Origin of the sequence: Pseudomonas sp. MM227, assembly GCF_947090715.1 — a bacterium.
Classification (GTDB): domain Bacteria; phylum Pseudomonadota; class Gammaproteobacteria; order Pseudomonadales; family Pseudomonadaceae; genus Aquipseudomonas; species Aquipseudomonas baltica.
This window is the reverse complement of sequence record NZ_OX352319.1, coordinates 4233437-4245217: the sequence shown is the minus strand read 5'-3', so window position 1 is coordinate 4245217 and position 11781 is coordinate 4233437. Positions and strand designations below refer to the sequence as shown.

General features: G+C 61.8%; 8 protein-coding genes and 2 pseudogenes. 9 read left to right on the top strand and 1 reads right to left on the bottom strand.

Annotation, left to right across the window (positions count from 1 at the left end):
* Nucleotides 1-15: 15 nt before the first annotated feature.
* The 8 genes and pseudogenes from waaF (at nucleotide 16) to ONG87_RS19400 (ending at nucleotide 8280) form a co-directional block, all read left to right on the top strand.
* Nucleotides 16-1064 (top strand): annotated as a pseudogene (gene waaF, locus ONG87_RS19435) (lipopolysaccharide heptosyltransferase II).
* A gap of 1 nt (nucleotide 1065) precedes the next feature.
* Nucleotides 1066-2129: pseudogene (gene waaC, locus ONG87_RS19430) on the top strand (lipopolysaccharide heptosyltransferase I).
* Nucleotides 2129-3250, top strand: a complete 1122-nt coding sequence (locus ONG87_RS19425; protein ID WP_122479758.1) for a glycosyltransferase family 4 protein — start codon at nucleotides 2129-2131, stop codon at nucleotides 3248-3250. The pseudogene waaC and the gene ONG87_RS19425 overlap by 1 nt, the downstream one beginning before the upstream one ends.
* Nucleotides 3247-4053, top strand: a complete 807-nt coding sequence (gene rfaP / locus ONG87_RS19420; RefSeq protein ID WP_264381870.1) for a lipopolysaccharide core heptose(I) kinase RfaP — start codon at nucleotides 3247-3249, stop codon at nucleotides 4051-4053. Before ONG87_RS19425 ends, rfaP begins: the two co-directional genes overlap by 4 nt.
* Complete coding sequence (locus ONG87_RS19415; RefSeq protein WP_264381869.1) at nucleotides 4053-4787, top strand: lipopolysaccharide kinase InaA family protein; 735 nt, start codon at nucleotides 4053-4055, stop codon at nucleotides 4785-4787. Before rfaP ends, ONG87_RS19415 begins: the two co-directional genes overlap by 1 nt.
* Nucleotides 4784-5536, top strand: coding sequence for a lipopolysaccharide kinase InaA family protein (locus tag ONG87_RS19410; RefSeq protein WP_192176327.1), 753 nt, complete (start codon nucleotides 4784-4786; stop codon nucleotides 5534-5536). Before ONG87_RS19415 ends, ONG87_RS19410 begins: the two co-directional genes overlap by 4 nt.
* A gap of 171 nt (nucleotides 5537-5707) precedes the next feature.
* The gene (locus ONG87_RS19405; RefSeq protein ID WP_264381868.1) at nucleotides 5708-7147 is read left to right on the top strand and encodes a lipopolysaccharide kinase InaA family protein; all 1440 of its coding nucleotides are present in this window, start codon (nucleotides 5708-5710) and stop codon (nucleotides 7145-7147) included.
* Between the two features lie 143 nt (nucleotides 7148-7290).
* Nucleotides 7291-8280, top strand: coding sequence for a polymorphic toxin type 44 domain-containing protein (locus ONG87_RS19400; protein WP_264381867.1), 990 nt, complete (start codon nucleotides 7291-7293; stop codon nucleotides 8278-8280).
* A 375-nt stretch (nucleotides 8281-8655) separates the two neighbouring features.
* On the opposite strand, the gene ONG87_RS19395 is transcribed toward ONG87_RS19400, so the two are convergent.
* Entirely contained in the window at nucleotides 8656-9996 is a 1341-nt protein-coding gene (locus ONG87_RS19395; protein WP_264381866.1) for a hypothetical protein, read from the bottom strand.
* 32 nt (nucleotides 9997-10028) lie between these two features.
* Between ONG87_RS19395 and ONG87_RS19390 the strand changes: the two genes are divergently transcribed.
* On the top strand, nucleotides 10029-11366 hold the full coding sequence (locus ONG87_RS19390; RefSeq protein ID WP_264381865.1) for a hypothetical protein: 1338 nt from the start codon (nucleotides 10029-10031) through the stop codon (nucleotides 11364-11366).
* Nucleotides 11367-11781: the final 415 nt, after the last annotated feature.

Sequence of the window (11781 nt, the reverse complement as noted above, 5' to 3'; positions counted from 1 at the left end):
CTGTTCTGGAAAACTATGAGAATTCTGATCATTGGGCCCAGCTGGGTCGGTGACATGGTAATGGCACAGACCCTGTTCCAGAGCCTCAAGCAACGGCACCCCGACTGCCTGATCGACGTGCTGGCGCCTGAATGGAGCCGCCCGATCCTGGAGCGCATGCCCGAAGTGCGTGCGGCCTTGAGCTTTCCGCTCGGCCACGGCGCGCTCGAACTGGCCACGCGCCGGCGCATCGGTAAAAGCCTCAAGGGTCATTACGACCAGGCCATCCTGCTGCCCAACTCGTTGAAATCGGCGCTGGTGCCGTTCTTCGCCGGCATCCCCAAGCGCACCGGCTGGCGCGGCGAATTTCGCTACGGCCTGCTCAACGACGTGCGCACCCTGGACAGGCAACGCTACCCGTTGATGATCGAGCGCTTCATGGCCCTGGCCTTCGAGCCCGGCGCCCTGTTGCCGCAGCCGTATCCGCGCCCCGAACTGCGTATCGATCCGGCCAGCCGCGACGCTGCCCTGGCCAAGTTCGGCCTGGCCCTGGATCGCCCGGTGCTCGCCCTGTGCCCCGGCGCCGAGTTCGGCGAAGCCAAGCGCTGGCCGTCCGAGCACTATGCCGAAGTGGCCGAAATCAAGATCCGTGAAGGCTGGCAGGTCTGGCTGTTCGGCTCCAAGAAAGACTTCCCGGTGGGCGAGGCGATCCGCGAGCGGCTGATTCCCGGCCTGCGCGAGGAAGCCTACAACCTGTCCGGTGAAACCGCGCTGGCCGAGGCCATCGACCTGATGTCGTGCGCCGACGCCGTGGTGTCCAACGATTCAGGCCTGATGCACGTGGCCGCCGCGCTCAACCGGCCGCTGGTGGCCGTGTACGGCTCGACCTCGCCAGGTTTCACGCCCCCCTGGCAGAAAAGGTCGAGGTGGTGCGCCTGGGCCTGGATTGCAGCCCGTGCTTCGACCGCACCTGCCGCTTCGGCCACTACAATTGCCTGCGCCTGCTGGAACCCCAGCGGGTTGCCGATGCGTTGCAGCAGGTAGAAGGGCCGGCCACGGTCGAACTGACAGTCAAGGCGGAATGAATTGCGGGTACTGCTGATCAAGACCTCGTCCATGGGCGACGTCATTCATACCCTTCCAGCGCTGACCGACGCGGCCCGCGCCGTGCCGGGCATCCGTTTCGACTGGGTGGTGGAGGAGGGCTTCGCCGAGATTCCGAAATGGCATCCGGCCGTGGACACGGTCATTCCAGTGGCCATCCGCCGCTGGCGCAAGAACCTTTGGCAGGCCTACAAAAGCGGCGAATTCAAGCTACTGCGCCAGCGTCTGCGCGCCAACCGCTATGACTTGGTGATCGACGCCCAGGGGCTGCTCAAGAGCGCCTGGCTGACGCGTCTGGTCAAGGCCCCGGTGGCCGGCCTCGACAAGGGCTCGGCCCGCGAAGGCCTGGCCAGTCGTTTCTATCATCGGCGTTTGGCCGTCGCGCGCGGCCAGCACGCGGTCGAACGCGTGCGCCAGCTGTTCGCCCTGGCACTGGGCTATGACCTGCCCAAAGGCACCGGCGACTACGGCCTCAATCGCCTGCAGTGGCGCGACCTGATTCCCGGCCCGGCGTTCGTGGTGTTTCTGCACGGCACCACCTGGGACACCAAGCACTGGCCGGAAGCCTACTGGCGCGAGCTGGCCGAACGCTTGGGACATGCCCACATCCAGGTGCGATTGCCATGGGGCAGCGACAGCGAACGCGAACGCGCGCAACGCATTGCCGCAGGCCTCAAGAACTGCGTGGTGTTGCCTCGGTTGAACCTGGCCGGGATGGCGCAGACCTTGGCCGAAGCCCGCGCCTGCGTGGCGGTCGACACCGGCCTTGGCCACCTGGCCGCCGCCCTCGACGTGCCGACCATCTCCCTGTTCGGCCCGACCAACGTTGGCCTGACCGGCGCCTACGGTCGTGGCCAGATTCACCTGGCCAGCGATTTCCCCCCTGCGCGCCGTGCATGCAGAAAACCTGTACCTACCAGCCGACGCCGGAAGACCAGCGTCGGTTCGATCTCAAACGCGAGTGGCCGCTGTGTTTCACCCGGCTCGACCCCGAGCGCGTGGCAAGCCGACTGAGCACCGTGTTACTGGCCGAGGATCTTCGCTGATGCAACTGGCATTCGTGCTCTACAAGTATTTTCCCTTTGGTGGCCTGCAGCGCGATTTCATGCGCATTGCCCTGGAGTGCCAGCGCCGTGGCCACGGCATCCGCGTCTATACGCTGATCTGGGAAGGCGAGGTGCCCGAAGGTTTCGAGGTCCACGTCGCGCCGGTCAAGGCGTTCTTCAACCACCGGCGCAACGAGAAACTGCTGAGCTGGATGCAGGCCGACCTGGCCAAGCGCCCGGTAGACCGCCTGATCGGCTTCAACAAGATGCCCGGCCTGGACGTCTACTACGCGGCCGATGGCTGCTACGAAGACAAGGCACAGAACCTGCGTCATTCGCTGTACCGCTACTGGGGGCGCTACAAGCATTTCGCCGACTACGAGCGCGCGGTGTTCGGGCGCGACGCCAAGACCGAAATCCTGATGATTTCCGAAGTCCAGCAACCGCTGTTCATCAAGCATTACGACACCCCGCTGGCACGTTTTCACCTGCTGCCGCCGGGCATCGCCCACGACCGTCGCGCGCCGCCGGACGCGGCGCTGATCCGCGCCGAATTCCGTGGCGAATTCATGCTCGAGGACGACGAGCTGCTGTTGGTGCAGATCGGCTCCGGCTTCAAGACCAAGGGCGTGGACCGCAGCCTCAAGGCCATGGCGGCCTTGCCCGCGGCGCTGCGCAAGCGCGTGCGGCTGATGGTCATCGGCCAGGACGACCCCAAGCTGTTCCAGATGCAGGGCGCAGCGCTCGGCCTGGGCGACCGGGTGCAGTTCCTCAAGGGCCGCAGTGACATTCCGCGCTTCCTGCTCGGCGCCGATGTGCTGATTCACCCCGCCTACAACGAGAACACCGGCACCGTGCTGCTCGAAGCGGTGGTGGCTGGCTTGCCGGTGCTGGTCTCGGCGGTGTGCGGCTATGCCCATTACATCGCCCAGGCCGACGCCGGGCTGGTGCTCAGCGAGCCCTTCGAGCAGGAAGAGCTCAACCGCTACCTGCAGCGCATGCTCGAGGACGACAGCGCCCGCGCGGCCTGGTCGGCCAATGGCCTGGCCTTCGCCGACAGCGCCGACATCTACAGCATGCCCGAACACGCTGCCGACGTTATCCTGGAGGCGCGACCATGAAGCTGGTGCTCGACGAGCCGTTCAAGACGCTGTGGGCCGGGCGCGATCCATTCGTCGCCGTCGAAGCGCTGCAAGGCGAAGTGTTCCGCGAACTCGAAGCACGCCGCACGCTGCGCACCGAAGTCGACGGCAAGGGCTATTTCGTCAAGATCCACCGTGGCGTCGGCTGGGCGGAAATCACCAAGAACCTGCTCACCGCCAAGCTTCCGGTGCTTGGCGCCGGCCAGGAGTGGAAGGCCATCCAGCGCCTGCGCGAGGCCGGCGTGCCGAGCATGACGGCGGTGGCCTACGGCGAGCGCGGCAGCAACCCGGCCGATCAGCATTCGTTCATCATCACCGAAGAGCTGGCGCCTACCATCGACCTGGAAGTGCTGAGCCTGAACTGGGCCAAGCAGCCGCCGCAACCGGCGCTCAAGCGCGCACTGATCGCCGAAGTGGCGCGCCTGGTCGGCATGATGCACCGCGCCGGCGTGAACCACCGCGACTGCTACATCTGCCACTTTCTGCTGCACACCGACAAGCCGGTCAAGGCCGACGATTTCAAGCTCTCGGTGATCGATCTGCACCGTGCCCAGGTCCGTCCGCGCATCACTCGCCGCTGGCGCGACAAGGACCTCGCCGCGCTGTATTTCTCGGCGCTGGACATTGGCCTGACGCGCCGCGACAAGCTGCGCTTCCTGCGCGACTATTTCCAGCAGCCCCTGCGCCGCGTGCTCAAGGAAGAAGCCGTACTGCTCGGCTGGCTCGACGGCAAGGCGAATAAACTGTACGACCGCAAATTGCGCTACGGGGATGCTCTCTGATGGCGGGCTGGAACCTGGAAGCGGGCTACGCGCACCTGCAGGCCGACTTCGGCAGCCTGGACAGCGTGTTCGCCCTCACCGGCGAGCGCCTGACCCGCGACCCGTTGTCCGAGGTGATTCGCGTGCAGCGCGGTGGGGTCAACTATTACGTCAAACGCTACGTGGGTGCCGGCAAGGGCCTGCGCGCGCACCTGGGCAAGCCACGGGTGAAGGCCGAATGGCAGAACCTCAAGCGCTTCGCCAAGTGGGGCATTCCCACTGCCGAAGTGGTGGCCTGGGGCCTGGAACGCAATGGCGCCAGCTATGACCGCGGGGCGCTGATCACTCGCGAACTGGCCAACACCCAAGATCTGCACCACCTTGCGCTGAGCGGTGATCCACGGTTGCGCAACCGGGCCTGGGTCGACCACATCAGTCGGCAACTGGCGCAACACACGCGCACGCTGCACGACAACCACTTCACCCACAACGATCTGAAGTGGCGCAACCTGCTGGTGGACGACAAGGACGTGCTGTACTTCATCGACTGTCCCAATGGTGCTTTCTGGCGCAGCTTCATGCTGCGCTATCGCATCATCAAGGACCTCGCCTGCCTGGACAAACTGGGCAAGAGCGAACTGTCCAACACCCAGCGCCTGCGCTTCTACCTGCAGTACCGCCGCCGCGAAAAGCTCAATGCCTCGGACAAGCTGCGTGTGCGCAAGATCGTAAAATTCTTCGAGGGCCGCGAATGAGCGACTTCATCGCCAGCGAGGAGCGCGCCTTGCTGGAGCGCCACGGGCTGGCCACATTCGATGCACTGTGGAACCTGCAACTGGACGCCGTGGACGAACCCAACACCGGCCGTGGCGGCTGGAGCAGCGTGTATCGGCTGGACCTGGAAGGCCGTGGTTTCTACCTCAAGCGGCAAAGCAACTATTTGACCCGTACCCTGGCCCGGCCCTTCGGCGAGCCAACCTTCGCCCGCGAGTTTCGCAACATCAGCCGCTATCGCAAGCAGGGCATCCCGGCGTTGCAGGCGGTGTTCTACGGTCAGCGCCAGGTTCAGGGTGAAACCCGTGCCATGCTCATGACCCGCGCCCTGGACGGCTGGTCCGACCTTGAAGCGGTGCTGCAGCAGTGGCCGACCCTGGCCCCGCAAGAGCGCCGCGCGGTGCTGGTGGCGTGCGGCGAGCTGGGGCGTATCCTGCATTCGGCAGGGCAGGTGCACGGCTGCTTCTACCCCAAGCATATTTTTCTGCGCGCCACGGCCAGCGGCTACCAGGCGCAATTGATCGACCTGGAAAAGACTCGCCCGCTGCTGTTCGGCCAGCGCGACCGCGCCAAGGACCTCGAACCGTTGCTGCGCCGGGCACCGCGCTGGCAGGCCGCCGACATTCGCGTTTTGCTCGCCGCGTATCTGGCCCAGTCCGAAGCCAGCCCCCAGGTCGACGCCTGGCTGCAGCGCCTGAGCCGCCGCCGCAACCACAAGGAAGGGCGGTAGATGTGTGCTGCTGCTGGCCTCTTCGCGGGCAGAGGGCTCGGCCGCCCGCCCCGCTCCCACAGAAGAATGCACGGCATGTACTCTTTGTGGGAGCGGGCTCTGCCCGCGAAGAGGCCCCCCTGCCAGCCACCCATCCAGCGCCCCACCTTACCTACGACAAGAGGCCCGCCGATGCGCCTGTCTGAACTGACCCAAGCCGGCCGCACTCCCGCGTTGCCCCTGAGCATCACCCTGGCCGATGCTGCCGGCCCTGCCGAGCTGCAACTGCTGACCCTGCTGCGCGTGCTGCCCGGCCAGCGCTACGTCGGCGCCGGTATCTGGCGCGGCCGCACGGTGCTCGCCAAACTGCTGGTCGGCAGCAAGGCTGCCCGGCATTTCCAGCGTGAACTGGAAGGCGTGCGCCTGCTGGCCGAGCAACACCTCACCACCCCGCAACTGCTCGCCGACGGCCTGCAGGAAGGCGAGGGCGGCTGGCTGCTGTTCGAGTACCTGGAAAACGCCCAGAGCCTGGCCGACGACTGGACCCGTGTGGAAACCCTGCCGCCCCTGGCCGACGAACAGACCGCCGTGCTTGGTGACGCGCTCGGCGTTATCGGCCAGATGCACGGCAAGGGCCTGTGGCAGCAAGACCTGCACCTGGACAACCTGCTGCGCCACAACGGCCAGGTGTTCCTCATCGACGGCGCCGGCATCCAGGCCGAAGAGGCCGGCAAACCGCTGTCACGGCAGAAGGTCCTGGAAAACCTTGGCGTGTTCTTCGCCCAACTGCCCAAGCACCTCGAGCCCTTCACCGAAGAGCTGCTGGTGTATTACCTGCTGGCCAATGGCGAGCACGGCCTGCCCATGGAAGCCCTGCAAAAGCAGATCGACAAGGTCCGCGCCTGGCGCCTGAAGGACTATCTGAGCAAAGTGGGCCGCGACTGCAGCCTGTTCAGCGTGCAGGACAGCGCCTCCAGCCTGCGCGCCGTACGCCGAGAAGAAGAAGCGGCCATCCTGCCCGTGCTGGAGCAGGCCAATGCCCTGCTCGAACAAGGCCACCTGTACAAGACCGGTGGCGCCGCCACGGTCGGCCGCGTGCACAGCCAAGGCCGCGACCTGCTGATCAAACGCTACAACATCAAGAACCTGCTGCACTGGGGCAAGCGTTTCTGGCGCCCGAGCCGCGCCTGGCATTCGTGGGTCGAGGGCAATCGCCTGCTGTTCCTCGGCATCGCTACCCCCAAGCCGCTCGGTGTGCTGGAAAAGCGCGTGCTGTGGCTGCGTCGCGAAGCCTACCTGGTGACCGAACACCTGGGCGGCCCGGACCTGATCGAAGCCTTCGCCACCCATGTCGACACGGGTGACGTTCCCGAGGATCAGCTCCAGGCTCTGGACCAGCTGTTCGCCGACCTGATTCGCGAACGCATCAGCCACGGCGACCTCAAGGGCCACAACCTGTTCTGGCACGACGGCCGCTGGGCCCTGATCGACCTCGACGCCATGCAGCAACACGGCAGCGACAGCAGCTTCGCCCCTGCCCACCAGCGCGATCGTGAACGGTTGCTGCGCAACTGGCCGGACGGCAGTGCCCTGCGTGTGCTGCTGGATCAGCGTTTGCCCCGAGAAATGTAGCCGCAACATACGTTGCGCACGGAATTCAGGACTCTTCCTGCATTTGCGTCGGATGGGTCCTACAGACGTACTTCCACAACTCCCGGAAACTCCTGTCGCTTGGCGGCCCTGCGTGGGCCAGCGACAGAGCAGGGGGGTTGGACATGAAACTGGGCTACTTCATCCGGTTGGGTGACAAGACATCGTGTGGCGGCACGGTCCTTGGTGGCGAGCGGGGCGTCACCCTGCTCGGCGTTCCGCGTTCGCGCGAGGGCGATCGCGTGTCCTGCGGAAAAAGCACCGGCGAGTTTCACATCGTCGGCGGCGTCGAGCAGTTCAAGAGCAACGGTCGGCGTGTCGCCGGCAGCCTCGACAGCACCAGCAGTTGTGCCTGCAATGCCCTGCTGATTCCGTCGTCGTTCAGTACCCAGTACGAATCATCGAAAAAGGTCAAAGCGCGACATACCATAATGCCGCGGCCCAGCGCCGTGCAGAATTTTGGCCATCCGGACCAGCTGCTGTCGATCACCACCTACATGGCCGGCGAGATCAATCGCAACGTCCGCCACGCCGTCGTGAGCAAGATCAAGCAATTCAACCGCTACGATGCAACCAGCGCCATGCGCACCTACCAAGCGCTGCCGTGGCACGCACGTTGGTGGGTGCGCAATCCACAGCAGGTGGCCAGGGCCTGCAAGGACGAAGCAGTGGCCCTGTGGGTCGAGCAGATGGACGAAAACCGCGAGTGGAACTACCGCGCCAAAGTCGCGCAACTGCAGAGCTCCACCTGGCACAAGCAAGGGCAATATCTGTATCACGTCGGTCTCTGGGGCGGTATTCACTACGGATACCTGGGCATGGCTGCAGGCTTTCGCCCAGGCGTACTGATCGACGGCATCGACGCGCAGACGCCTTTGCAACAGCGCACCTTGCGCCACTGGCACACGCCCGCCGAACGGCTGGCGATCAACATCGGCGTGGCGTTGTACCAGCGTCACCCCGAAGGCTTGCTCACGGCCAAGGCCATGATCAATGCAGTGCTCGCTGCCGAGCAGGAGAACTGGGGCACGGGAAGACGCGAGCATCGCTGCGCTGCTCGCGTCAGGCAGCCCGCCGCGTCGGTTCAAGCCTTGCTCTCGGTGCCAACCCTGTAGGCAGTCTTGCTCGCGCAGCTGCTTAAGCTAGGCCTCGCCGACCACGCTGCTCAGCTTTGACATCGAAGGTATCTTCAGCCACACCATGCTGCGTTTTCGCACGACGAAGTTGTGGTTGAACCCTGGCTCGCTCGGATCGTCGGGCGCGGTGATCGGGCATGGTGGGCGGCGGAAGGCGGGGGGTTATGGCGTAATGACAATCAGCAAATCCCGAGCGAAAAGCGTCTGCTCTTACAAGAACACGTTCGTGCGTAGAAACCTTGAAAAACGACCCTACCGATGATTGCCTAACGGTAGGGTCGTTTCACTCTCCTGACATCAAAACCCGATACCTACAGGGTGCGCTATCTTGTACTCTGCACACAAAGAACAAAATTACACGCGCTGGAAACTTAGATTATCCAATCGGATAGACGTGCCACTCATCATATCGAGTTCGATAGCGGATATTGTGTTTTGACCAGACTCTGACTGAAATGCTTCCCAAGCATACCCAACCTTCAGGTCGTACTCCGTGACTACACCGTGGACTTCACGCACTTTCAAAAAACCACCCTTCGCTGCTAAATCCTTGAAGTACACACCTAGCTGGAACTGATTGACCGGTTCTATAAAGGTCAGAAAAAACACCGCAATCGGACGGGTATGCAGCTCTAGATAATTACCTGTCACAAAGGGTGACTCTCCTGACTCGTTGCCAATTTTTGCGTCGAAATCGATACCTGGAACGCTTTGATCAATACTCAGTATACATTCCGAAGCCAGCGTGACTGGAAGTGCAATCGGCCCAAGAGAAAACTCTTCAAAGCCTTCGAGAACAGGGCCTGCGCCAGGGTCATCCACAGACAACTCGAAAGCCCTTGGGGTAGAGGTTTGAACAAGGCCGCCGCTCACTCGCCTCACGGTGTACGCAACACTGACCGCTTTACCCGCACTCAACAAAGCTGTCGCTTTTGGAACCACGAACTCCAGTGAGTCTTGCGCCATCACTTCGCGAGCGGGCAATGTTACGGATCCTGCGTCATCCACCGCCGTCCATTCCAACCCCACCCATTGGCCTGCTTCGATTCCCTCATACACAGGTGTCATGATCTTCACACCGGTATTGGGAATAGCCGCAGGGTCTAAATACCCATCGGTTTCATTTTCTACCGTCGGTGCGGGCAGCACCAAAGTCAATTGAGTTATGCTCAGCACTTCTTCAGGAAACGTTATCGCTTCATTTTCACTTACGCTCTTGCTTAAGCTCACTTTCAGTTCGAGGGTCAGCGGCAAGGCGTTCTTCAGTCGCAACAGGAAACTGCGAGGCAGGTTGATTAGCAGCCCTGAGCTTACTTGCGCAGCCGTCACAGCAACCCCCATAGCCAGCTCTTCGCTGCGCGTCGTGCCGTCATCCAGCGTTCCGTATGCGCGTAGCCAGTAAGTTTGGCCGGTCGCAATCAACGGCCAAGGATCGACCGACACGGTTGCGGCTGTGGAAAAGGTATTCAGATCCAACGTTCCGTCGCTAGCCTGCACCACCTTGGGCGGTTTCAATGCCGCGGCCGGCAGATCCTGCACCCTCAATGTCAAAGTGGGGCTTGCCACACCAGAAACCCCATCCACCAGAATGACATTCGTCACCTCAACCGTTTTGCCCAGGCTGGCTGCAATCACATTGGCCGGAATCGGTGCGCGTGCCTCACCCACTGTCGCGCCAGCCCAGTCGAGCAGCACGTCCTCATCCGGTAACCGCCAGATCACGGCCAATGGATGGCCGCACCCTCGACATCCCGAGCGCACTGGCCATCATGGGTGAGGTGCGCGCGCCGATTCCGGCCAGTGTGGTGGCGGCCAGCCTGGGCAAGACGGTTGAGGTGACGAATGTGATTCTGGTGGATGGGGGGTCTGGTGTGACAAGCCCCGCCTTGGCATTGAGGGTACAGGATCTGCCGGCCACGGCATTGAAACCGCCCAAGGTGGTGCAGGCTAGCGATGGAACGTTGGATCTGAATACCTTTTCCACAGCTGCAACCGTGTCGGTCGATCCTTGGCCGTTGATTGCGACCGGCCAAACTTACTGGCTGCGCGCGCACGGGACACTGGATGACGGCACGACGCGCAGCGAAGAGCTGGCGATGGGGTCCGCAGTGACGGCCGCGCAAGTGAGTTCAGGGCTGCACATCAACCTGCCTCGCAGTTTCCTGTTGCGCCTGGAGAACACTTTGCCACTGACCTTGGAACTGAAAGTGGGCTTGGGCAAGAGTTTAAGTGAACGTGAAGCGGTTATATTTCCTGAAGGAGTGCTGAACATGACTCAGTTGACTTTGGTGCTGCCTGCACCAACTGTGGAAAACGAAACCAATGGGCATTTGGATCCTGCGGCTATTCCCAATACGGGTGTGAAGATCACGACACCGGTGTATGGGGGGATCGAAGCGGGCCAATGGGTAGGGTTGGAATGGACGGCGGTGGATCCAGCAGTGTCCCTGGTGTTGCCCGCTCGGCGACTGACGACAGCGCAGCCACTGGAATTCACGGTGCCCAAGGCGGTGGCGGAGTTGAGCCAGGACAAGGCAGTGTCAGTGGCGTACACGGTGGCACGCGTCGAGAATGGGCTTGTGAAAACGTCCGAGGCTGTGCCGTTTGAGTTGGGGAAAATCGAGACAGTCACCCCGCCGGGTGTTGAAGGGTTTGATACTGTTCCATTAGGCCCTGTTTCTTCATCCTTAGTGATAAATCAGGCCGAGATTTACCTGGCAACTTCGGTTCAGGCAGATATCATTCAGGACCCTCCTGTAGATCTTAGGCCTTTCATCTCAGGCAATGCCTTTAGGTATATTCGCAGGGGAAATGGCAGTGATTATGTTATGATTTCATTATGGGATGGCTGTACCGAGATTGAGTTCGGGATAAGTGTTGGTAGTACTATTCGTGTAGCCTATCTAGGAGGGCAAGCACATGTGATGGATATAAATCCAGGATGGGTGAGGATAGACGTAAAAGACAATCCTGGATGGCGGATTTCGAAAGTGTGTATTTACGCGAAGTCTGATGTGTACGGTTATCTTGACAATATCTCTATAAAGTACGATTCGGTTGTATAGACAGTTTTAGGGTCGTTGTATGTTCGTCCATGCCGCTAGCTAGAATGGAATTGTAACATCTGATTGATAAAGCAGGAGCAGTAGATTTCCCCTAAGATCTGTACGAGCAACAACCTAGGCAGAACCTTCAGGCGGCAGGAATATCCGTGTTTCTGCATAAGGGATGTTAGTAGGCCGGAGTTAGTTTAAGGATCAAAAATGTGTGTTGGTACAGCTTGTTCCTTGAAAACTGAAATCTGCGTCCTGCAGGTGCAGCCATCATGATCAAGAACGGGGATCTGCCCGGTCGCTGGACGTTCAGCGACCGAGTTTTTTAACTAACACGGACATCTCAGTCCCCATAGCGCTTTGACTAGAATTTCCGGACCTTGATTATCGCCCGGGGGGATCCAACGCTCGCTGCGCCTCAATCACT